18 protein-coding genes and 1 pseudogene are annotated in these 21,555 nt (G+C 66.5%); 10 read left to right on the plus strand and 9 right to left on the minus strand.

Features of this window, described 5'->3' with window-relative positions; genetic code table 11:
- A pseudogene (locus tag QOL82_RS24970) lies at window positions 1–233 on the plus strand (hypothetical protein); the annotation flags it as partial.
- A gap of 132 nt (window positions 234–365) precedes the next feature.
- Here the strand turns inward: QOL82_RS24970 and QOL82_RS24975 are convergent.
- Together QOL82_RS24975 and QOL82_RS24980 are read right to left on the minus strand one after the other, a co-directional pair.
- Window positions 366–770 (minus strand): diacylglycerol kinase, encoded by a 405-nt coding sequence (locus QOL82_RS24975; protein ID WP_283445032.1) that lies wholly within the window; start codon window positions 768–770, stop codon window positions 366–368.
- Window positions 767–1,915, minus strand: coding sequence for an alpha-hydroxy acid oxidase (locus QOL82_RS24980; RefSeq protein ID WP_283445033.1), 1,149 nt, complete (start codon window positions 1,913–1,915; stop codon window positions 767–769). The genes QOL82_RS24975 and QOL82_RS24980 overlap by 4 nt, the downstream gene beginning before the upstream one ends.
- Window positions 1,916–2,094: 179 nt before the next feature.
- Between QOL82_RS24980 and QOL82_RS24985 the strand changes: the two genes are divergently transcribed.
- Window positions 2,095–2,901 (plus strand): IclR family transcriptional regulator, encoded by an 807-nt coding sequence (locus QOL82_RS24985; protein ID WP_283445034.1) that lies wholly within the window; start codon window positions 2,095–2,097, stop codon window positions 2,899–2,901.
- A 12-nt stretch (window positions 2,902–2,913) separates the two neighbouring features.
- Here QOL82_RS24985 and pbpG read toward each other — a convergent pair whose 3' ends face one another.
- From pbpG to QOL82_RS25010, 5 genes are all read right to left on the minus strand, one after another.
- The gene (pbpG, locus tag QOL82_RS24990) at window positions 2,914–4,077 is read right to left on the minus strand and encodes a D-alanyl-D-alanine endopeptidase (RefSeq protein ID WP_430438543.1); all 1,164 of its coding nucleotides are present in this window, start codon (window positions 4,075–4,077) and stop codon (window positions 2,914–2,916) included.
- Between the two features lie 201 nt (window positions 4,078–4,278).
- Window positions 4,279–5,355, minus strand: a complete 1,077-nt coding sequence (locus QOL82_RS24995) for a tartrate dehydrogenase (protein ID WP_283445036.1) — start codon at window positions 5,353–5,355, stop codon at window positions 4,279–4,281.
- Window positions 5,356–5,358: 3 nt separating this feature from the next.
- Window positions 5,359–6,054: a nitroreductase gene (locus QOL82_RS25000; RefSeq protein ID WP_283445037.1), complete on the minus strand. Its 696-nt coding sequence runs from the start codon at window positions 6,052–6,054 to the stop codon at window positions 5,359–5,361.
- 2 nt (window positions 6,055–6,056) lie between these two features.
- On the minus strand, window positions 6,057–6,515 hold the full coding sequence (locus QOL82_RS25005; protein ID WP_283445038.1) for an acyl-CoA thioesterase: 459 nt from the start codon (window positions 6,513–6,515) through the stop codon (window positions 6,057–6,059).
- Window positions 6,515–7,360 (minus strand): DMT family transporter, encoded by an 846-nt coding sequence (locus tag QOL82_RS25010; protein WP_430438547.1) that lies wholly within the window; start codon window positions 7,358–7,360, stop codon window positions 6,515–6,517. Before QOL82_RS25010 ends, QOL82_RS25005 begins: the two co-directional genes overlap by 1 nt.
- Before the next feature lie 455 nt (window positions 7,361–7,815).
- Here QOL82_RS25010 and phaP point away from each other — a divergent pair, with 455 nt between their 5' ends.
- Together phaP and QOL82_RS25020 are read left to right on the plus strand one after the other, a co-directional pair.
- On the plus strand, window positions 7,816–8,400 hold the full coding sequence (phaP, locus tag QOL82_RS25015) for a TIGR01841 family phasin (protein WP_283445040.1): 585 nt from the start codon (window positions 7,816–7,818) through the stop codon (window positions 8,398–8,400).
- A gap of 202 nt (window positions 8,401–8,602) precedes the next feature.
- A complete protein-coding gene (locus tag QOL82_RS25020; RefSeq protein WP_283445041.1) occupies window positions 8,603–10,078 on the plus strand; it encodes a hypothetical protein in 1,476 nt (491 codons plus the stop codon).
- 22 nt (window positions 10,079–10,100) lie between these two features.
- Here QOL82_RS25020 and QOL82_RS25025 read toward each other — a convergent pair whose 3' ends face one another.
- Window positions 10,101–11,774: an ABC transporter permease gene (locus tag QOL82_RS25025; protein WP_283445042.1), complete on the minus strand. Its 1,674-nt coding sequence runs from the start codon at window positions 11,772–11,774 to the stop codon at window positions 10,101–10,103.
- A gap of 89 nt (window positions 11,775–11,863) precedes the next feature.
- Between QOL82_RS25025 and QOL82_RS25030 the strand changes: the two genes are divergently transcribed.
- On the plus strand, window positions 11,864–12,961 hold the full coding sequence (locus QOL82_RS25030; RefSeq protein WP_430438544.1) for an ABC transporter ATP-binding protein: 1,098 nt from the start codon (window positions 11,864–11,866) through the stop codon (window positions 12,959–12,961).
- 43 nt (window positions 12,962–13,004) lie between these two features.
- Here QOL82_RS25030 and QOL82_RS25035 read toward each other — a convergent pair whose 3' ends face one another.
- The gene (locus QOL82_RS25035) at window positions 13,005–15,608 is read right to left on the minus strand and encodes a DUF349 domain-containing protein (protein WP_283445044.1); all 2,604 of its coding nucleotides are present in this window, start codon (window positions 15,606–15,608) and stop codon (window positions 13,005–13,007) included.
- 320 nt (window positions 15,609–15,928) lie between these two features.
- Here QOL82_RS25035 and urtA point away from each other — a divergent pair, with 320 nt between their 5' ends.
- From urtA to urtE, 5 genes are all read left to right on the plus strand, one after another.
- The gene (urtA, locus tag QOL82_RS25040) at window positions 15,929–17,182 is read left to right on the plus strand and encodes an urea ABC transporter substrate-binding protein (protein ID WP_283445045.1); all 1,254 of its coding nucleotides are present in this window, start codon (window positions 15,929–15,931) and stop codon (window positions 17,180–17,182) included.
- Window positions 17,183–17,315: 133 nt separating this feature from the next.
- Window positions 17,316–18,920 (plus strand): urea ABC transporter permease subunit UrtB, encoded by a 1,605-nt coding sequence (gene urtB, locus QOL82_RS25045; protein ID WP_283445046.1) that lies wholly within the window; start codon window positions 17,316–17,318, stop codon window positions 18,918–18,920.
- Window positions 18,917–20,002, plus strand: coding sequence for an urea ABC transporter permease subunit UrtC (gene urtC / locus QOL82_RS25050; protein WP_283445047.1), 1,086 nt, complete (start codon window positions 18,917–18,919; stop codon window positions 20,000–20,002). The genes urtB and urtC overlap by 4 nt, the downstream gene beginning before the upstream one ends.
- Window positions 19,999–20,841 (plus strand): urea ABC transporter ATP-binding protein UrtD, encoded by an 843-nt coding sequence (urtD, locus tag QOL82_RS25055; protein ID WP_283445048.1) that lies wholly within the window; start codon window positions 19,999–20,001, stop codon window positions 20,839–20,841. The genes urtC and urtD overlap by 4 nt, the downstream gene beginning before the upstream one ends.
- A 9-nt stretch (window positions 20,842–20,850) precedes the next feature.
- On the plus strand, window positions 20,851–21,549 hold the full coding sequence (urtE, locus tag QOL82_RS25060) for an urea ABC transporter ATP-binding subunit UrtE (RefSeq protein WP_283445049.1): 699 nt from the start codon (window positions 20,851–20,853) through the stop codon (window positions 21,547–21,549).
- Window positions 21,550–21,555: the final 6 nt, after the last annotated feature.

Below are 21,555 nucleotides of genomic sequence, written 5' to 3' on the forward strand. Positions count from 1 at the left end.
AACTCGCTTCGCTCAGACAGCGGACGCTTCTTTATCCGTTTCAGGCACTGGCGACGCGTCGCCATCTAACGGGGATTCACTGCAACGGCAACGGCAACGGCAACGGTAACGGCAACGGCAACGGCAACGGCAACGGCAACGGCAACTGTCGCTACGCGGAACGTCAACAGCAACGGCAACTGTCGCTACGCGCAACGTCAACGGCAACCACAACGGTCGCTGCGCGGAGCTAACTGCAACCGCAACTGTCGCTGCGCGCGCAAGAACGACGTAACGGTCGGCAGTCGTGCGCAGCAAGGTCCAACTAACCACGGGCAGGTGGACCGAAGCGGCCCCGCAGGCCCACTTCCAACACCCCCCGCGACCTAGGCGCGCCCCACCCACCACCCCCACAAAACCACCCCCCAGCACGCAAGCGAGAGCAGCACCGCCAGCATCACCGCCGCGCTGCCGAAATCCTTGGCATTCTTCGACAGCGGATGCCGCTCCAGCGAAACCCGATCCACCACCGCCTCGATCGCCGAGTTCAGCAACTCAACCACCAGCACCAGCACCATGCTCGCCAGCAGCAGCAGCCGCTCCATCCCCGTCACCGGCAGCAGCACCGCCACCACCGCCGCCGGCACGATCACCATCACTTCCTGCCGGAACGCATGCTCATGCTTCCATGCGCTGCGCAGGCCGGCCAGCGAATAACGCATCGCGCCGGCGATGCGCTGCAAGCCGCCGCGGCTCTTGAATGCGCTGAACGCCGGCTCGTCGGGATTCATCGGTAGGTGCCGGGCAGCAGGATATTCTTGTCGACGTTCTGCACGTCGGTCAGGCCGCACAGCGCCATCGTGATGTCCAGTTCCTTGCGGATGATTTCCAGCACGCGGGTCACGCCCTCCTCGCCCATCGCGCCCAGCCCGTACAGGAAGGCGCGGCCGATGTAGACGCCGCGCGCGCCCAGCGCCAGCGCCTTGATCACGTCCTGGCCGGAGCGGATGCCGCCGTCGAGGTGCACTTCCATCTGGCCGCCGACTGCGTCCATGATGGCCGGCAGCGCGCTGATCGACGACTCGGCGCCGTCGAGCTGGCGGCCGCCGTGGTTGGACACGATCAGCGCATCGGCGCCGCTCCGCGCAGCCATACGCGCATCCTCCGGGTCCATGATGCCCTTGATGATCAGCTTGCCGCCCCAGCGCTGGCGCAGCCATTCGACGTCGTCCCATGACAGCCTGGGGTCGAACTGCTCGGCGGTCCACGACGACAGCGAGGACATGTCGGACACGTTGTTCGCATGGCCGACGATGTTGCCGAAGCCGCGCCGCTTGGTGCCCAGCATGCCGAGGCACCAGGCCGGCTTGGTCGCCATGTTCATGATGTTCTTTAGGGTCAGCTTGGGCGGCGCGGTCAGGCCGTTGCGCAGGTCCTTGTGCCGCTGGCCGAGGATCTGCAGGTCCAGCGTCAGCACCAGCGCAGAGCAGTTCGCGGCGCGCGCCCGTTCGACCAGCCGGCTCATGAAGTCGCGGTCCTTCATAAAGTACACCTGGAACCAGAAAGGCGCGGTGGTGTTGGCCGCGATGTCCTCGATCGAGCAGATGCTCATCGTCGACAGCGTGAACGGCACGCCGAATTTCTCCGCCGCCTTGGCCGCCAGGATCTCGCCGTCCGCATGCTGCATGCCGGTCAGCCCGGTCGGCGCGATCGCCACCGGCATCGCCACCGGCAGGCCGACCATGGTGCTGGCCAGGCTGCGGTTTTCCATGTTTACCGCGACCCGCTGCCGCAGCTTGATCTTCGCGAAGTCGTCGCTGTTGGCACGGTAGGTGGATTCGGTCCAGGAACCCGAATCCGCATAGTCGTAGAACATGCGCGGCACGCGCCGCTCGGCCAGTATGCGCAGGTCTTCGATGTTGGTAATGACGCCCATAGTCTTCTTATCCTCTTGTCCGTTGCGATGCAGGCTGCATTATGGCTGTGAATGGTGCTTTCCCGACATGGCCGGCACATGAAAATAATTCGGGCGATCGATGCAGATGACAGCAGCCGCCACGTTTGATAAATTTTCACATTGTGATATAAAGCCTTATTGCATTGCACCAGTTTCCTATGAAAAACACCGACCAGCCGCAGGATTCCGAAAAGACCTCCATTCAGGTCATCGAACGCATGATAGGCCTGCTCGATGCGCTCGCGGAGTATCCCGATCCGGTGAGCCTGAAGCAGCTTTCGGCCGTCACGGGGCTGCATCCCTCCACCGCCCACCGCATCCTGAACGACATGGTGCTCAAGCGCTTCGTCGACCGTGCCGAGCCCGGCACCTACCGGCTCGGCATGCGGCTGCTGGAACTGGGCAATATCGTCAAGAGCCGGCTGAACGTGCGGGAAGCGTCGCTGGACTTCATGCGCGCGCTGCACCGCCGGACCCAGCAGACGGTCAACCTGTCCGTGCGCCAGGGCGATGAAATCGTCTACATCGACCGCTCGTTCTCCGAGCGGTCGGGCATGCAGGTGGTGCGCGCCATCGGCGGCCGGGCGCCGCTGCACCTGACGTCGACCGGCAAGCTGTTCCTGTCAGCCGACGACGCCAAGCTGGTGCGCGCGTATGCGACCCGCACCGGCCTGGCCGGCCACAACAAGAATTCGATCACCGACCTCGCCAAGCTCGAACGCGAACTGAGCCTGGTGCGCGCCCGCGGCTATGCCCGCGACAACGAGGAACTGGAACTGGGTGTGCGCTGCATGGCGGCCGGCATCCGCGACGACAGCGGCAAGCTGATTGCGGGCCTGTCGATTTCGGCGCCCGCCGACCGCCTGCAGGAAGAATGGATCAGCGACCTGCTGCATACCGTGCAGGAAATATCGACGGTGCTCGGCCACGTGCCGCCGGTCGAAGGCGACCCGGCCGCGCGTTAAGCTCAGGAGCTCTCAGGAGCTTTGAGCGGTGATTGCCCTGCTCAAAGCGGTAGGACGGACGTTTTCCAGCCACTTGCGTATCCGGCCGGCGTCGGCCAGGCGCGAGGTCTTGCCCTTGGAATCCAGGAACACCATCACGATGGGGCGGCCCTCGATCTGCGTCTGCATCACCAGGCAGCGGCCCGCCTCGGAAATGTAGCCGGTCTTCTGCAGGCCGATCTGCCAGTCCGGGTTATCGACCAGGTGGTTGGAATTACGGTACTGCAGCATCGGTCCGCCCGGCTCCACCGCGTACTTGCTGTCGGTCGAGTATTGCCTGATCAGCGGATGCTGGTGCGCGGCGACCACCAGCTTGGCGAGGTCGCGCGCCGTCGACACGTTGTTGCTCGACAGGCCGGTGGAATCCACGTAATGGGTATTGACCATGCCCAGCGCGCGCGCTTTCGCATTCATCGCCGCGACGAATGCCGGCAGCCCGCCCGGATAGCTGCGGCCCAGCGCCGACGCCGCCCGGTTTTCCGAACTCATCAGCGCGATGTGCAGCATGTTGGTGCGGGTCAGCTGCGAGCCGACGCGCAGGCGGGAATGGCTGAATTTCTCGCGGTCGATGTCCTCGTTGGTCACAGAGATCAGCTCATCCATGTTCTGGTTGGCCTCGACCACGACCAGGCTGGTCATCAGCTTGGTGATCGATGCGATCGGCAGCGCGACCTGCGAATTCTTTTCGAACAGCACTTCGGCGGTGGACTGGTCCAGCACCAGCGCGGCATTCGATTTCAGGTCCAGCGGGTCGCGCGTCAGGTTCAGGCCGGCCAGGTCGCCGGCGGTCATGACCGGCGGCACCACCGGCAGCGCCGGCATGGGCGCCACGCGCTGGTAGACAAGCTGGCGGCCGCGCCGGCCGCGCACGACCTTGGGCACCAGCCGTTCCTCGGCGACCAGGGGCGCGACACGGCCCCTTGCCTTGCCGATCACGCGCCCTGCCGGGCGGGCGGCCTGCTTCGCCGCCTGCTTTGCCGGCTGTTTCGCGGATGCGGCCGGCCGCTTGGCTGCCGGCGCCTTGGCGACGGCGGCTTTCTTGGCGACTTGCTTGGAGTTGGTTTTGGCCAGCGCTTGGGGCGTAGCAAACATGATCAACACAAAGGACAACATCATGGCTAGCGCTGTTCTGGCCATTGCAACTCCCGGGCTTTTGAAACGTGAAATTCCTTGCAGTGTAGCAAACTGAACAAATATCGCAAGATAATGAACAGCTTAGCGCACTACTTTAAGAAGTTTTCTAGCTTTTGGCAGCGGTTTGCTGCCTGGTCACCACAATCCGGCGGTGCGATCAGCGCATCACCGGATCGTGTTGAACTGGTCGACGAAGGGTTCCGCCTACGCAGCCGCAACCGCTTCGGCAATTGCGCGACCGAGGTCCGACGTACTGGCGGTGCCGCCCATGTCCGGCGTAAACGGCGCATTCTTCGGGCCTGCTTCCAGCACTTTCTCAATGGCCGTGAGCACAGCGGCGCCGGCTTCCGGATGGCCGAGATGCTCCAGCATCATCGAGCCGCACCAGATCTGGCCGATCGGGTTGGCCAGTCCGCGGCCGGCGATGTCGGGCGCCGAGCCGTGGACCGGTTCGAACAGCGATGGGAACAGCCGCTCCGGGTTGATGTTGGCGGACGGCGCGATCGCGATGGTGCCGGTGCAGGCGGGGCCGAGATCGGACAGGATGTCGCCGAACAGGTTGGAGGCGACCACCACGTCGAACCACTGCGGATTGCGCACGAACTGCGCGGTCAGGATGTCGATATGAAACTTGTCGACCTTGACGTCGCCATAGTTCTTCGCCATTTCGACCACGCGCTCGTCCCAGTAGGGCATCGTGATCGAGATGCCGTTCGACTTGGTGGCCGACGTCAGGTGCTTCTTCGGACGGCTCTGCGCAAGGTCGAACGCGAACTTCAGGATGCGGTCGGTGCCGGCGCGGGAAAACACGCTCTGCTGGAACACCACCTCGCGGTCGGTGCCTTCATACATCCGGCCGCCGACCGACGAATATTCGCCCTCGGTATTTTCGCGCACCACGTAGAAGTCGATGTCGCCGGGCTTGCGGCCGACCAGCGGCGACGGGATCCCGGGCATCAGCCGGCAGGGCCGCAGGTTGACGTACTGGTCGAATTCGCGCCGGAACTTCAGCAGCGAGCCCCACAGCGACACGTGGTCGGGCACCGTGTCGGGCCAGCCTACCGCGCCGAAGAAGATCGCGTCATGGCCGCCGATCTGGTCTTTCCAGTCGTCCGGCATCATCTGCCCATGCTTGGCGTAATAGTCGCAGGACGCGAAGTCGAAATGGTCCCACTGCAGATCGAGTGAAAACTTGCGCGCGGCCGCGTCCAGCACCCGCAGGCCTTCCGGGACGGTTTCCTTGCCGATGCCGTCGCCGGCGATGACTGCAATCTTGTTCATGACTTATTCCAGAAATTTGGCGAAGCCGGAGACCGGTTCGCGTTGGGTTACCAGGCTGTTCTCGATCTTGCCCGGGTCTGCATATCCCAGCGCCATGCCGCACACTACCTGCTCGTTGGCAGGCAGCTGCAGCTCGTCGCTGATGATCCGGTGAAACTGGGTGAAGGCCGCCTGCGGGCAGGTGTCCAGCCCGCGCCCGCGCGCCGCGACCATGATGTTCTGCAAAAACATGCCGTAGTCCAGCCAGGAGCCCCGCTCCATGATGCGGTCTATCGTGAAGATCATCCCGACCGGGGCGTCGAAGAACCCGTAGTTGCGCGCATGCTGGGCCTGCATGCCGGCCTTGTCCTCGCGCGTCAGGCCGAGCAGCGAATACAGGTCCCAGCCGACCTTGCGCCGCCGGTCGATGTACGGCGACACCCACTTGGTCGGGTAGTAGCTGTATTCCTCCGCATGGCCGCTGGCCGCCTGCGGGTCCAGGTAGGTGTTCACGATGGCGGCGGACAGGCGGTCGCGCGCGCTGCCGGTCAGCACATAGACCTTCCACGGCTGGGTATTGGTGCCGGACGGCGCCCGCGCCGCCACTTCCAGGATGCTTTCGATGTCCTCGCGGGCGACCGGGTCGGGCAGATAGGCCCGGATCGAGCGCCTGCTGGTGATGGCCTGGTCGACGTGGGCCTGCTGTTCGGTGCGGATCATGCTCATTCTCCTGCTTCGGTTGGCTCGGCTTCGACCAGCACGGTCCGCAGCAGGCGGCGCATCGGGTCGGGTATGCCGGCCGGGCGGCGGCTTTCGCGTCCGACATAGACATGGACCAGGTAGCCGCATGCCGCCGCCTGCTCGTCGTCGTCGCGGAATATCCCGATCTCATAGCGTACGCTCGCATTGCCCAGCTTGGTCACCCGCAATCCGGCGGTGACCCGGTCGGGAAAGGCGACCGAGGAAAAGTAATTGCAATGGGTTTCGACCACCAGGCCGATTACCGGGCTGCGTTCGATGTCCAGTACGTCGTTGACGATCAGGAACTGGTTAACGACCGTGTCGAACCAGCTGTAATACATGACGTTGTTGACATGCCCATACGCATCGTTGTCTGCCCAGCGCGTGGTGATCGGATGGAAATGGCGGTAATCGCTTCTGTTCTTTGTCTCTGGCTTCATTATTTTTTGACGACGAAATAAACACCGATCACGGCCAGCAGCATGCCGGCCGCACCCGTCAGGCTGAACGCCTCGCCGAACATCGCCCAGGCCATCAGCGCAGTCGTTGGCGGGGTCAGGTACAGCAGGCTGGTGACACTGGTCGCGGCGCTCTTTCGTATCAGCGCAAACAACAGGAAAATCGCACCGATCGACAGCGCCAGGATCGACCACATCAGGGCGCCGATAAAACGCGGCGTCCATTGTACTGTCTGCAGCGCGGGCGTGAGTTGCTCGAACGCGATCGCAAACGGCAGCACAACGACGAAGGACGCGGCAAACTGGATCAGTGTGCCGCTGCGCAGGTCGAACTGCGGGCAATGCCGCTTCTGGTACAGCGTGCCGACGGTGATCGACAGCAGCGCCATCAGGCAGAGCGCGATGCTCTGCCAGCTCAGCCCGATCAGCGAAATCTTGTTGGCGACCACCAGCCCGACGCCGGCAATGCCGAACGCCAGCCCCAGCCATTGCTTGCCATATACCCGCTCGCCGATCAGCGGCGCTGCAAACGCCGTCAGGATGGGCTGCATGCCGACGATCAGCGCCGACAGCCCGGCCGGCATGCCCAGCTTGATCGCGCACCAGACGCCGCCGAGGTAACCAGCCTGCACCAGCACGCCAGCCAGCGCGATATGGCCGACCCGCCCGCTGGGCCACGGCGCGCGCATCAGCAGCACGAGCGGGCCGAGCAGCAGCAGCACGCCGGCGAAGCGCAGCAGCAGGAAGGTCAGCGGCGGCGCATACGGCAGCCCGAACTTGGCGACGATGAAGCCCGTGCTCCAGATGATGACGAAAACGAACGGCATGGACGCGACCCACACACTGGCTGGCGCGGGCGCATTGGCAGGGCTTGCAACTTGGGGCATCTGGCGTTCCGTGGTATCTGCCGCATCCGCGCTGCCGGCGGCAACGGGCACGTTGCACCGTGGCAGCGATGACCGTCCGGGGGGCGGCAACAGCGAAGCGCGAGACAAAAAGCGTTCACTGCGGAGAGCGACTGCGAAGGAAAGCGCAGTTTACCATGCCGCCATGCATCCCTTATTGTGGGATTACCGCCTTATAGACCAGGCAGTAAACAGGAAATAGCAGGAATTCGCGATTTTTGACGTAGATCAGGCGCGTCACGAAAATGGTGCAGCGCGAGAGAATTCGCTTGACAAGCAATCTGTGCAAACTAGAATACGCCGTGTTGCAGTGCACAATGACTCGCAGTGATTCGTGGCGTTGCATCCAACACTGACAAATCTTAGGAGAAACATCCATGTCTTCGTTCCAGGAACAATTTTCAGCGGCAACCAAAGCCAATCTCGAAACCCAACTCGCACTGCTGACCGCGCTGACCGGCAAGGCTTTCGAAAGCGTCGAGAAAGTCGTGGAACTCAACATGAACGTCGCAAAGGCGGCGCTCGAGGAAAGCACCAGCAATGCCCGCCAGCTGCTGGCAGCCAAGGATGCACAGGAATTCATCGCGCTGAGCGCCACCCAGGCACAGCCGAATGCCGAGAAGGCCGCGTCCTATGGCCGCGAAGTGATGACCATCATGTCCGGCCTGCAAGCCGAAGTGACCAAGGCGGCCGAAAGCCAGATCGGCGAGCACAGCCGCAAGCTGGCCACGCTGGTCGATGAAGTCTCGAAATCGGCCCCTGCCGGTTCGGAAAACGTCGTCGCCTTCATGAAGACCGCCATTGCCAACGCCAATGCCGGCTACGAGCAGCTGAGCAAGAGCACCAAGCAGGCCGTCGATGCAATGGGCGCCAACATCAACACCGCCGCCGCCCAGATGTCGCAAGCCGCCAGCAAGGCCGGCGCCCGCGTTGCGACCGCTACCGTCGCCGCGAAGAAGTAAGCAAGGAAGCAGGTAGCCGGAGCGGCCCGCCGCTTCCGCAGCATGCTGCAAAAAGCCCCGCCAGTTCGCTGGCGGGGCTTTTTTTACGTCGGGCGGCGGCTGCTTGACCTGCGCCAGACACCTGCGCAACACCGTGCCCGCGTCATGGTTCGGTCACATTCCGTCGCTAGGCTCGGGCGCTTCCTGTCCAGGCGCCGACACCATGATTCCTCCAGTTGTCCACGATCCGGCGGCGATGTATCGCCGGTCCACGCCGTCCGGCGACATCGCCGCGGCGGAACCGTCTTCCCGGCCGTCCGTTTCGACATGGCGCAATGCCGGAACCGCGCTTGGCGCCGCGAAATGGGCAGCCGCGGCCGGGGCCCTGGCCGGCGCAGCGGGCCTGAGCGCCAGCGCGGCAATCGCCTGCGCGGCTGGCGCGGCCGCCTTGGGCGGCGTCGTGTGGACCGCGGAAGCAGTGAGCCTGCGCTACGGCTACCTGCTGCCGCATGCGACGCTGCAGCATGCGCTCTGCAATGAATTGCATACCCTCGCCGGCGGCCTGCTCGGCGCCGCGCCGGTCGCCGCCGGCCTGACGGCCCTGGCCGCCGCGCTGGCCACGCCCGACGCGGACGGCATTCCCCAGGCTGGATACAACGGCCTGGCTTTCCTGACAGCGACCGTCGCCTGCCCGGCCGTGGCGCTGCTGACGGCGGCATGCCGGGCAGCGCCGGTCGACCCCGCGTCCGGCCTGCGGCAGCTGATGGTTTATGGCCTGCCGCTGCTGGCAACCGGTGCGGTGCTGGTGACGCCGGCACTCGCGCTGCAGGCCGCCGTCTCGCCGGAGGCGGCAAGCCGGTTCGTCATCGCATTCGGCGCCGGCATGGCATGCGCGGCAGTCCGGGAAGGCTTGACGCAGGCCACCACCCGGGCCTGGGGCGGGCTGGAACGCGACGGTCATGGCGCCAGCTACGGGCTGAGCCAGGCGCAGGGAGCGGACCGGGCGGCGTCGACCGTGACGGCCACCGCCGCGTCCTGCCTGATGTTTGCCGCCACGACCGGCCTGCTGGTGCACCAGCTCGACGCCTGGTGCGGCCTCGGCATGGCGCCTGCCGGCCAGTCGGTGCTGGCAATGTCCGCCGGCGAAGCGGCGCGCCGGACCGCGCTCCGGTACCTGGTGATGGTGTCGACCAACGAGCTGCTGGAGGGCGTCGCCCGCTGCGTGCCGCTGGCCGTTTATGCAAGGGCGCGCGGCATTACGCTGCGCTACCGGGACAACGGCGCCGGCATCCGGGAAGCGCCGGCGCAGCTGCGGCGCAACCTGCCGGACGCCGGCACCCTGCGCCGCGCGGCCCTGTTCGCATCGGCACGCACGCTGGACGGCGCGCTGGTGAACCTGCTGAGCCAGCTTGCGGCCGCGGCCGCGCCCGGCGTGTTCTGGAACGGCTACCGGGTGGCGGCCGTGCTGGTGCAGGGCGCCACGATGGCGCGCACGCCCATCGTGGCCGCGTGGCTGCTGCCGTCCGCCCCCGGCGAGGGAACGGCGACGGAAGCCGACGTCGCCCGGCTGGCGGGACATGGCGGCGAGGTGACCGTCGTCGTGGCGAATGAGAGCGAAGCGGACAGCGGCAACGACGGCAGCGGCAGCGCCGCGTCCTCCCCCGACCCGCTGTCGGACCCTACCCTGCAGTGGGCTTGAAACGCTGGCCGCTGGCCCGGCTTCAGCGATGCTGGCGTGCGATCGCCCGCGCCAGCGCCAGCACCGGAACGAAGGCGATCATCACGATGGTGAAGGCCGGCAGCGCGGCTTCGCCCAGGCGTTCGTCGGCGGCCAGCTGGTAGGTGATCACCGCCAGGGTATCGAAATTGAACGGCCGGATGGTCAGCGTCGCCGGCAGTTCCTTGATCACGTCGACGAAGACCAGCAGCCCGGCCGTGAGCACGCTGCGCCACAGCATCGGCGCATGCACCCGCAGCAGCATCGAGGCCAGCCCGTGGCCGAGGCTGCGGGCGCTGGCGTCCATGGCGGGCGTGATCCGCGCCAGTCCTGCCTGCACGCCCTGGTAGGAGACGGCCAGGAAGCGCACCAGGTAGGCATAGACCAGCGCGACCAGGCTGCCGGCCAGCAGGAAGCGCAGGCCCTGCCCCGCCAGCCAGTTGTCCACCTGCGACAGCGGGATCAGGATGCCGACCGCGATGACCGCGCCGGGAATCGCATAGCCCATGCTGACGACCCGGTTGGCGGCATCCTGCAGCCGGCTGCGCGACACCCTGGCCGCATAGGCCAGCAGCAGGCAGATCGCGACCGCGAGCAGCGCCGTCACCGCGCCGATGGTGATGCTGTTCTGCAGCCAGCCGAGATAACGGCTGCCCATGTTCAGCGTCGCCTCCTGCCGCATCAGCCGCACCAGGATCGCCAGCGGCAGCACGAAGCCCAGCAGCACGGGCAGCGCGCAGAATGCCGACGCCATCCAGCCGGCGCCGCCCGTCAGCCGCTGCGCGGTGCGCGAACCGCGCGCGCCGACCGCGTAGTAGCGCGCGCGGCCGCGGCTGCGGTGCTCGACGATCATCAGCGCCGTGACCGACACCAGCAGCACCGCGGCGATCTGCGCCGCGCCGGTGCGGTCGGAAAACGCATACCACGACTTGTAGATGCCGGTGGTCAGCGTCGGCACGCCGAAGTACGCGACCGCGCCATAGTCGGCCAGCGTTTCCATCAGCACCAGCGCCAGGCCGGCGACCGCCGCGGGCCGGGCCAGCGGCAGGCTGACCTGGAAAAAGCTGGCCCAAGGCCCCGCGCCCAGCGTGCGCGCCGCGTCCCACATCCGCGGGCTGCGTTCGATGAAGGCGGTGCGCACCAGCAGGTAGACATACGGATAGAGCACCAGCGCAAACAGCAGGCCGGCGCCGCCGGCCGAGCGGATTTCCGGAAACCAGTACTCGCGGGCCTGCCAGCCGGTCAGCGCCCGCAGGCCCGTCTGAACCGGGCCGGCGAACTGCAGGAAATCGGTGTACGCATAGGCGACCACATAGGATGGCATCGCCAGCGGCAGCACCAGCGCCCATTCGAAGATGCGCTTGCCGGGAAAGTCGCAGGCCGCCACCAGCCATGCGCAGCCGATGCCGATGACCGCGGACAGCACGCCGACGATCACCACGATCAGCAGGCTGTTGCCCAGGTATTCGGGCAGCACGGTCGACCACAGGTGGGCGAAGTTGCCCGGCACGCCGCCGGCGCCGGCAAGGTTGGCCAGCACGCCCAGCACGGGCACGCCGACCGCGGCCGCGATGAGCAGCGAGACGAGCAGCAGGGGATGCGGCAGGCGCAGGCGCGGCCAGCGCCGCGGCGCCGGGGGGACGATCGGAGCGCTGACGTTCGAAGCGGGAACGGACATGGACGGGAACAGCCTGTACGGTGGTCTAGATGAGAATTATAATCATTAACTCAACTCTCCAGCATCTTTCCCGCCTACCGATGACTTCCATGCCCGCAGCGCAATCCGCCCAGACCCACCTGATCGTCGACGCGATCCGCGTCGGCTATCCGCTCGGCGGTGACTTCCACGAAATCGTCCATGGCCTGTCCTTTTCGCTGGACCGCGGCGAGATCGGCTGCCTGCTCGGGCCGTCCGGCTGCGGCAAGACCACCGTGCTGCGCGCGATCGCCGGGTTCGAGTCGGTGACGGCCGGCCGCATCGTGCTGGACGGCCGCGAGCTGAGCGGCGGCAGCCATACCGCGCCGCCGGAAACCCGGCAGGTCGGCGTGGTGTTCCAGGATTACGCGCTGTTCCCCCACCTGTCGGTGGCCGGCAATGTCGGCTTCGGCCTGCGCCGGATGAGCGCGGCGGCGAAACGGGCGCGGGTGGCCGAACTGCTGGACCTGGTCGGCCTGGCGGCGCAGGCGGACAAGTATCCGCACGAGCTGTCCGGCGGCCAGCAGCAGCGCATCGCGCTGGCCAGGGCGCTGGCGCCGCAGCCCGACCTGCTGCTGCTGGACGAGCCGTTTTCCAATCTCGATGTCGAACTGCGCGAGCGGCTGGCGCTGGAGGTGCGCGACATCCTGAAGGCGCTCGGCACGACCGCGGTGCTGGTCACCCATGACCAGCATGAAGCCTTTGCGATCGCCGACCAGATCGGCGTGATGCACAAGGGCGTCATCGTGCAATGGGACAATGCGTACAACCTCTACCACCGCCCCGCCGACCGCTTCGTCGCGGACTTCATCGGCCAGGGCGTCTTCACGCCCGGCACGGTCGACCTGCCCAACCAGCGGGTGCAGATCGAACTGGGCAGCCTGCCGCTATGGCAGGGCGTGAATGTCTGCGCCACCGGCGAGCGCGATGCGCGCCAGGTCGACGTGCTGCTGCGCGCCGACGACGTGATCCATGACGACGCCAGCCCGCTGCAGGCCGAAGTGGTGCGCAAGGCCTTCCGCGGGGCCGAGTTCCTGTACACGCTGAAGCTGCCCAGCGGCCAGTCGCTGCTGGCGCTGGTGCCGTCCCATCATGATCATGCGATCGGGGAAAAGATCGGCATACGGCTGGGCGCGGACCACGTGGTGACCTTCCCGGTCGAGGGATGAAGGGAGGCCGGGGTTCATGCGCGATGGCATGAACCCCGGCTTGTCACGACTGCGCCTGCCTGATCAGCCGCTCCACCCGCGCCGCCGCCGCATCGTCGAGCAGCGCCGGCTGCGCGCAGAGCTGCATCAGCATCTGCTGCGGCTCGACCGGCCGCTGGCCTGAACGCAGCGACGACTGCAGCACCTGTATCTGCTGCTTCAGGCGCTCCTGGGACAGCTCCGGCGGGCTTTCGACGCCGAGCCGGATCTCCATCTGCAGGATCTCTTCCATCACCAGGTCACGATTCCTGTGCAATGCATCGCGGCCGGCATCGGTGCCCGCGATCGCGGCCTCGAAGCGGGCGGCCATGATCCGCTCGTTGCCGCCGCCCAGCGCCGGCAGCGCGCGCCATGCTTCCTGCAACGCCTCGCGCCGCGCATCATCGAGCGCGCCGTCGACCAGCGCCTGCTCGGCCTGCCGGCACAACGCAAATTTCTGCTGCAGCAGCGCTGCCTGCGCATCCGCCGCGGCCTGGCGCGCCTGGTCGACGCGCTGGCGCAGCGCAGCGGTGGCCGCGTCGTAGCGGTCGTCGATCTGCTGCTGGGCGGCGCGCGGCACCGGCCCGATCTCCCGCCACGCGGCGGCGCTGTCGCGCAGCAGCTGGCCCAGCGTCGCCACCGGCGCGTCGACCGCCGCTTCCAGCGTCGCACACAATGCCTGGCGTCGTTCCAGGTGCTGCTGGCGCTCGGCGTCGAGCGTGCGGGCCGACTCCTTGCGCTCGGCGAACAGCGCGTCGCAGGCATGGCGGAAGCGCTGCCACAATGCCTGCTCGTCGGCGCGCGACAGCGGCAGCGCGCGCGCCTGCTCCTGCCAGCGTTCCTGGATGGCCTTCAGCGTATCGGTTACCCGCGGAGCGCCGGCGTCGAGCGCCTCGACTTCCGCGATCAGCGACTCGCGCCGCGCCACTTCGCGCTGCTGCTGCGCGGCCAGCGGCTTGCGCAGCAGGTCGAGCGCGGCGCCGAACGCCGCTTCGGCGGCCTTGCGCTCGCGCCGCTCGATCGGGCCCAGCTTCTGCCAGGACTGGGTCGCACGGCTGACATACGCGGCCACGCCCTTCCAGTCCACGGCCGACGGCTCGCCTTCCAGTCCCAGCGATTCGGCATGCGCGCTCACTTCCGCGGTCAGTGCCGCCGCATGGTCGAGGTTCTGCCTGCGCTCTTCGGCCAGCTGCCGGAAGTGCTCGGCCACCGGCGCGTAGGCCTCGGTGCAGGCCGCGTCGAAGCGCAGCCACGCATCGCGGCTGGCGGGACCGGCCGACGCATCGAGCGACTTCCAGCGCTCGCGCAGGCTGCCGACCTTGGTGGCCCGCTCGGCCACCGCCATCTCCTGCGTGGCAAGGTCCTGCGCGGCCTTCAGCAATTCCTCGCGGGACACGTTGCCGCCCCAGCGCGCCCAGCCCTGCAGCCTCGCCAGTTCGGCGCGCAGGCGTGACAGGCGCGACAGCGCTTCCTCGCCCGGCCGCATGGTCTTGAAGTCCATCGCGCGCAATGCGCGGTCCTGTTCGGCGGCCGCCTGCAGCGAGCCCTCTTCCAACGCTGACTCCATGGCGCCCAGCGCGGCATCCATCGCCGCCCTTGCTTCGGCCTGATCCTGCGCCGACACCGGCGCCGGCGCCGGCGTCTTCATGCTGGCAGGCGCCGGCCGCTCGGCTTCGGCCGGGCGACGCGCGGCCCGCACCGTGGCGGCCAGCGCATCGAAGCGCTGGTCGAGTTCCGGCGCGTCCGATACGCCGGGCAGCGATTGCCATGTGACGCGCAGTGCCGCATCGTCCAGCTGCGCCGCATCCTGCCCGGCCTGGGCTTCCCATGCGTCCAGCGCGGCAAGACGTGCCTGCAGCGCTTCCTCGCGCTGCGCCTGCGCGGCCAGCTGCTTCCCGAGCTGCGCCTTCAACTGCGCCGCCTGCTCCTGCACGGCCTGCACGCGCGCCTTCGGCAGCGACCCGGCTTCCGGCGACGCCAGGTGCGTTGCGATAGATGCCTCCAGCGTCTCGAGCTGCTGGCTGGCCTCGGCGGCCGGCATCGCGGGCGCGGCCTCGATCAGGCGGGTCAGCGCAGTGCCGGCGTCCAGCAGCGCGCGCTGCAGTTCGGTCTGCGCCTGCAGCCGCTGGCGCAGCTGCTCGCGGCTGGCGTCGAAGCGTTCGCGCTGCGGGGCCGGCGCATCGCCGATGCGGCGCCATGCATGGTCCAGCTCGGTGACCTGGTTGACCATCAGCAGCGGCAGCTGCACCAGGCGCTCGGCTTGCGCGATCGCGTCGTCGGCCTGCGCGGCGCGCTTCTCTTCCTGGTCCAGCGCATCGAGCCGCTGCTGCATCAGCCTGGCGACGCGGCGGTCGGTGTTGCGCATCGCCTGCAGGACCTGCTCGAGGCAGGCCCGGCTGTGCAGGTGCTGGGCCGCCTGCCGGCGCGCGTCCGGATAGTCGCTCTGCAATATGAACGCGGTGGCGGCGGTTTCATCGTGGGCCAGCGCGATGGCCTGCTCCAGCGCGGCCTGCCTGGCCTGGCGCTGCTGTTCGGCGCGGTCGGCTTGTTCCGCCTTCACGGACTCGGTGACGACGGGTGCTTCGGAAACGGGTTCGCGCTTGAAGACGCGCTTGAGGAAACGAAACATAGGGTGGCTTGGCGATCAGCGGGAAAGCGCCATCATAACAACACTGGTCCATGCTGGCCGGAGTCACCATCATCAGGCAGAAAAGCGCCTCCGCGACACACTTCTGCACCGGCATGAGCCGGTTTTTCTTGTTCGCGATCAAGCAGCACCAAAGACAGCCATCCCCGCACCAAAAGGCAGCACGCGGCTGATAACAGTCCGTCCATACGTCATCTGGCGTATGGCACGCATTCTGCTAACACAGCTATTGCAGCCGAACACCGAAGCAAAACAGTCGATTCACCCTATTCACTTATCCACCCAAATTAGGAGTAGTAACCATGTCACGTCGCAACCTCTTGAAGGCGACCGCAGCCGGCGCGCTGGCGCTGATGGCGTCGTCCTGGATGCAGAATGCGCTCGCCGCCGACACCATCAAGGTCGGCATCCTGCACTCGCTGTCCGGCACCATGGCCATTTCCGAGACCTCGCTGAAAGACGTGGCCCTGATGACCATCGAGGAAATCAATGCCAAGGGCGGCGTAATGGGCAAGATGCTCGAGCCGGTCATCGTCGACCCGGCGTCCAACTGGCCGCTGTTTGCCGAGAAGGCCCGCCAGCTGGTGAGCCAGGACAAGGTCGCCGTGGTCTTCGGCTGCTGGACCTCGGTGTCGCGCAAGTCGGTGCTGCCGGTCTTCAAGGAACTGAACAGCCTGCTGTTCTACCCGGTGCAGTACGAAGGCGAAGAGCTGGAAAAGAACGTGTTCTACACCGGCGCCGCGCCTAACCAGCAGGCCATCCCGGCAACCGAGTACCTGATGTCGAAGGAAGGCGGCGGCGCCAAGCGCTTCGTGCTGCTGGGCACCGACTATGTCTACCCGCGCACTACCAACAAGATCTTGCGCGCCTTCCTGAAGTCCAAGGGCGTGAAGGACAGCGACATCGACGAGGTCTACACGCCGTTCGGCCATTCCGACTACCAGACCATCGTTGCCAACATCAAGAAGTTCTCCGCCGGCGGCAAGACCGCCGTCATCTCCACCATCAACGGCGACTCCAACGTGCCCTTCTACAAGGAGCTCGGCAATGCGGGCCTGAAGGCGACCGACGTGCCGGTGGTGGCCTTCTCGGTGGGCGAGGAAGAACTGCGCGGCGTCGACACCAAGCCGCTGGTGGGCCACCTGGCCGCATGGAACTACTTCCAGTCGGTGAAGAACCCGGTCAACACCGCCTTCATCAAGCAGTGGAAAGAGTATGCGGTCGCCAAGAAGCTGCCGAACGCGAACACCGTCGTCACCAACGACCCGATGGAAGCGACCTACGTCGGCATCCACATGTGGAAGCAGGCGGTCGAGAAAGCCAAGTCGACCGACACCGACAAGGTGATCGCGGCGATGGGCGGCCAGACCTTCAAGGCGCCGTCCGGCTATGAACTGACGATGGACAAGACCAACCATCACCTGCACAAGCCGGTCATGATCGGCGAGATCAAGGGTGACGGCCAGTTCAGCGTGGTCTGGAAAACCAAGGGCCCGATCCGCGCCCAGCCGTGGAGCCCGTACATCGAAGGCAACGAAGCCAAGCAGAAGATGTAAGGACGCGGCAGCGCAGGCTGCAATCGGTAAGCAGTAATCAGTAACCGCGCCGGGGCATGACGCCGCCGTCATGCCCCGGCTCTCATTTATGTCAGCCTGCCGCGCCGTGCAGCGCAGGCAGGAATCCAGGATCATGAACAAATTCATCAAGCTCACAGCAACGGCGCTCCTGTGCTTGCATGCCGCGCTCGCCCATGCGGCGATCGACCCGGCGCTGCTGGCCCCGCTGGCCGGCGACGACCCGGACGCCCGCATCGAAGCGGTCGGCAAGATTGCGGCACTGGCCAATGACGATGCATACAAGGTGCTGTCCGCACTGAAGAACGACACCCTGTATGCAACGCCCGACGGAAAGGTGCTGATCGTCGACGGCGCCAATGCGCTGGACCCGGCGACCGGCGCGACCGCGCCGGCGCCGGAAGGCATCGACAACATCACCGTCAACAACCGGCTGCGCGGCGTGGTCGAAGCCTCGATGGCCGGCCTCAAGCTGTTTTCGCAGGACCGGGACGAACGCCTGGGCGCCGCGCGCGAACTGCAGAAAGGCGCGGACGCCGCGCAGGCGCCGCTGATCGTCAAGGCGCTGGCCGCCGAACAAGACCCCGAGATCCGCCCGCTGCTGGAAAAGGCCGCGGCGACCGCCAACCTGCAGTCGCCCGACCCGGCCATCCGCCGCGGCGCGGTGCAGGCGCTGGCCAGCAGCAGCAACGCCAGCCTGGTGCCGGTATTGCGCGGCATGGTCGACAAGGGCGTCGACGGCAGCTACAGCGAGCCGGATGAAACCGTGCGCGCCGCCGCTACCGCCACGCTGCAGAAGCTGGAACGCCGGCTGGCGCTGACCGAGATCGTCGGCAACCTGTTCTACGGCGTGTCGCTCGGCAGCGTGCTGCTGCTCGCGGCGCTGGGCCTGGCCATCACCTTCGGCCTGATGGGCATCATCAACATGGCCCACGGCGAGCTGCTGATGATAGGCGCCTATGCCACCTACGTCTGCCAGCTGATGTTCCGCAAATATTTTCCCGAGGCGCTCGACGCCTACCTGCTTGTCGCGCTGCCGGCCGCCTTCCTGGCGTCGGCGCTGGTGGGCATCGTGCTCGAGCGCACGGTCATCCGCTGGCTGTACGGCCGGCCGCTGGAAACCCTGCTCGCGACCTGGGGCATCAGCCTGATCCTGATGCAGGCGGTGCGCAGCATCTTCGGCGCGCAGAACGTCGAGGTCGCCAACCCGAGCTGGATGTCGGGCGGCATCACGGTGCTGGGCTCGCTGGTGCTGTCCTGGAACCGCATCGTGATCATCTTCTTTTCGCTGGTGGTGGTGGCCGCGGTCTGGCTGATCCTGAACAAGACCCGGCTCGGCCTGTTCGTGCGCGCCGTCACGCAGAACCGGCGCATGGCCGACTGCGCCGGCGTCTCCACCGGACGCGTCGACATGATGACCTTCGGCCTCGGCTCCGGCATCGCCGGCCTCGGCGGCGTCGCGCTGTCGCAGCTCGGCAATGTCGGCCCCGACCTCGGCCAGAACTACATCGTCGACTCCTTCATGGTGGTGGTGCTGGGCGGCGTCGGCCAGCTGGCCGGCACAGTGATCGCCGCCTTCGGGCTGGGCGAGATCAACAAGTTCCTGGAGCCGTTCTCGGGCGCGGTGCTGGCCAAGATCGCGATCCTGGTGTTCATCATCATCTTCATACAGAAACGTCCGCAGGGACTGTTCGCACTGAAAGGCAGGAGCGTCGAATGAAGACCACCCTGTTCACGCGCCCGGCCTGGGCCGGCATCATCGTCTGCGCGGCGCTGCTGGCGCTGCTGCCCGTCCTCAACCTCTCCTTCCCCGCCAGCCACCCGCTGCACGTGTCGAGCTACATGGTGGCGCTGGTCGGCAAGTTCATGTGCTACGCGATGGCGGCGCTGGCGCTGGACCTGGTCTGGGGCTACACCGGCATTCTGTCGCTGGGCCACGGCGTGTTCTTCGCGCTCGGCGGCTATGCGCACGGCATGTACCTGATGCGCGCCATCGGCCGCGAAGGCGTCTACCAGAGCGACCTGCCCGACTTCATGGTCTTCCTCGACTGGAAGACCTACCCGTGGTTCTGGTCGATGACGGACAACTTCTGGTACAGCATGCTGCTGGTGGTCGCGGTGCCGGGCGTGCTGGCCTTCGTGTTCGGCTACTTCGCCTTCCGCTCGCGGATCAAGGGCGTCTACTTCTCCATCATCACCCAGGCGATGACCTTCGCGTTCATGCTGCTGTTCTTCCGCAACAACACCGGTTTCGGCGGCAACAACGGCTTCACCGACTTCAAGCGCATCGTCGGCCATACCATCACCGCGCCGTCGACCAAGGCGGCGCTCTACCTGATCACGCTGGCCATGCTGCTGGGCGCGCTGCTGCTGTGCCGCTGGATCGTGCGCTCCAAGCTGGGCCGGGTGCTGCAGGCGGTGCGCGACTCCGAGTCGCGGCTGATGTTCATCGGCTACAACCCGCTGTGGTTCAAGCTCTTCGTCTGGACCCTGTCGGCGGTGCTGTGCGGGATCGCCGGCGCGCTGTACGTGCCGCAGGTCGGCATCATCAACCCGTCCGAAATGTCGCCGGCCAACTCGATCGAGATGGTGATCTGGGCCGCGGTCGGCGGGCGCGGCACGCTGCTCGGGCCCATCATCGGCGCATTCTCGGTCAACGGCCTGAAAAGCTGGTTTACCGGCGCTTTCCCGGACCTGTGGCTGTATGCGCTGGGCCTGATGTTCATCCTGGTCACGCTCTTCATGCCGCAGGGCATACTGGGCCTGGCTGCGAAGCTGCGCCGGCAGAAGGAGGCAGCATGAGCGAAGTCCTGAAACCCGGCCAGCGCTACGCCAGCGAGCCCGGCGACGCCGCCACCGCCTACGGCAGGCACAAGCCCGAGGGCGTGGACACGAGCCACGGCGCCATCCTCTACCTGGAAGACATCACCGTGTCCTTCGACGGCTTTCGCGCGCTCAACAAGCTGAACCTCGACATCTCGGTCGGCGAGCTGCGCTGCATCATCGGTCCCAACGGCGCCGGCAAGACCACGATGATGGATGTCATCACCGGCAAGACCCGGCCGACCACGGGCGGCGCCTGGTTCGGCCAGACCATCGACCTGACCCGGATGACCGAGTACGACATCGCGCATGCAGGCATCGGCCGCAAGTTCCAGCGCCCCACCGTGTTCGAGCAGCACACGGTGTTCGAGAACCTCGAGCTGGCGATGAAGATGAACAAGCGGGTCAAGCCCACGCTGTTCTTCCGGCTCAGCTCGGAGCAGAAGGGCAAGATCGACGAGATCCTGAAGCTGATCCGGCTGAACGGGCAGGAACACCGCCCGGCCGGGCTGCTGTCGCACGGGCAGAAGCAGTGGCTGGAAATCGGCATGCTGCTGATGCAGGAGCCGCAGCTGCTGCTGCTCGACGAGCCGGTGGCAGGCATGTCCGACGCCGAGACCGCGCGCACCGCCGAGCTGCTCAACGAGCTGCGCGGCCTGCATTCCATCGTCGTGGTCGAGCATGACATGGCCTTCGTCGAGGAGATCGCGCAGCAGGGCGTGGTCACCGTGCTGCATGAAGGATCGGTACTGGCCCAGGGCACCATGCAGCAGGTGCAGTCCGACGACAGGGTCATTGAAGTGTATCTGGGACGCTAAGGAACAAGCATGCTGCAGGTCGAGAAACTGAACCAGTATTACGGCGCGGCGCACACGCTGCGCGGCGTCTCGCTCAATGTCGAGAAAGGCCAGTGCGTGGCGCTGCTGGGCCGCAACGGCGTCGGCAAGACCACGCTGCTCAAATGCCTGATGGGCGTGCTGCCGGTCGCCAGCGGCAAGGTCATGCTGGAAGGCCGGGAGATCACCCGTCTCAAGCCGCACGAGCGGGCGCGGCTGGGCATCGCCTACGTGCCGCAGGGCCGCGAGATCTTCGCCCGGCTGACCGTGGAAGAAAACCTGCTGATGGGCATGGCGACCAGGCCGGCGCGCCGGGCGGGCGGCATACGCGCCGAAATCTACGAGCTGTTCCCGGTGCTCAAGGACATGCTGGGCCGGCGCGGCGGCGACCTGTCCGGCGGCCAGCAGCAGCAGCTTGCGATTGCCCGCGCGCTGCTGGCCGACCCCAAGCTGATCATCTTCGATGAGCCGACCGAGGGCATACAGCCGTCCATCATCAAGGACATCGAACGGGTGATCCGGCTGCTGCGCGAACGTGGCGACATGGGCATCCTGCTGTGCGAGCAGTACTTCGACTTCGCCCATGCGCTGGCCGACCGGTTCGTCGTGCTGTCGCGCGGCGAAGTGGTCGCGTCGGGCGTGCAGGAAGTCATGCAGGGCGAGGACGTCAAGCGTCACCTCGCGGTATAGTGCCGG

It is taken from the genome of Noviherbaspirillum suwonense (genome assembly GCF_900182955.1).
Taxonomy (GTDB): Bacteria; Pseudomonadota; Gammaproteobacteria; order Burkholderiales; family Burkholderiaceae_D; genus Noviherbaspirillum_A; species Noviherbaspirillum_A suwonense.

Coding starts and splice junctions, on each gene's coding strand:
- QOL82_RS24975 (WP_283445032.1), bottom strand. CDS start 770: ATGAATCCCGACGAGCCGGCGTTCAGCGCATTCAAGAGCCGCGGCGGC.
- QOL82_RS24980 (WP_283445033.1), bottom strand. CDS start 1,915: ATGGGCGTCATTACCAACATCGAAGACCTGCGCATACTGGCCGAGCGG.
- QOL82_RS24985 (WP_283445034.1), top strand. CDS start 2,095: ATGAAAAACACCGACCAGCCGCAGGATTCCGAAAAGACCTCCATTCAG.
- pbpG (WP_430438543.1), bottom strand. CDS start 4,077: ATGGCCAGAACAGCGCTAGCCATGATGTTGTCCTTTGTGTTGATCATG.
- QOL82_RS24995 (WP_283445036.1), bottom strand. CDS start 5,355: ATGAACAAGATTGCAGTCATCGCCGGCGACGGCATCGGCAAGGAAACC.
- QOL82_RS25000 (WP_283445037.1), bottom strand. CDS start 6,054: ATGATCCGCACCGAACAGCAGGCCCACGTCGACCAGGCCATCACCAGC.
- QOL82_RS25005 (WP_283445038.1), bottom strand. CDS start 6,515: ATGAAGCCAGAGACAAAGAACAGAAGCGATTACCGCCATTTCCATCCG.
- QOL82_RS25010 (WP_430438547.1), bottom strand. CDS start 7,360: ATGCCGTTCGTTTTCGTCATCATCTGGAGCACGGGCTTCATCGTCGCC.
- phaP (WP_283445040.1), top strand. CDS start 7,816: ATGTCTTCGTTCCAGGAACAATTTTCAGCGGCAACCAAAGCCAATCTC.
- QOL82_RS25020 (WP_283445041.1), top strand. CDS start 8,603: ATGATTCCTCCAGTTGTCCACGATCCGGCGGCGATGTATCGCCGGTCC.
- QOL82_RS25025 (WP_283445042.1), bottom strand. CDS start 11,774: ATGTCCGTTCCCGCTTCGAACGTCAGCGCTCCGATCGTCCCCCCGGCG.
- QOL82_RS25030 (WP_430438544.1), top strand. CDS start 11,864: ATGCCCGCAGCGCAATCCGCCCAGACCCACCTGATCGTCGACGCGATC.
- QOL82_RS25035 (WP_283445044.1), bottom strand. CDS start 15,608: ATGTTTCGTTTCCTCAAGCGCGTCTTCAAGCGCGAACCCGTTTCCGAA.
- urtA (WP_283445045.1), top strand. CDS start 15,929: ATGTCACGTCGCAACCTCTTGAAGGCGACCGCAGCCGGCGCGCTGGCG.
- urtB (WP_283445046.1), top strand. CDS start 17,316: ATGAACAAATTCATCAAGCTCACAGCAACGGCGCTCCTGTGCTTGCAT.
- urtC (WP_283445047.1), top strand. CDS start 18,917: ATGAAGACCACCCTGTTCACGCGCCCGGCCTGGGCCGGCATCATCGTC.
- urtD (WP_283445048.1), top strand. CDS start 19,999: ATGAGCGAAGTCCTGAAACCCGGCCAGCGCTACGCCAGCGAGCCCGGC.
- urtE (WP_283445049.1), top strand. CDS start 20,851: ATGCTGCAGGTCGAGAAACTGAACCAGTATTACGGCGCGGCGCACACG.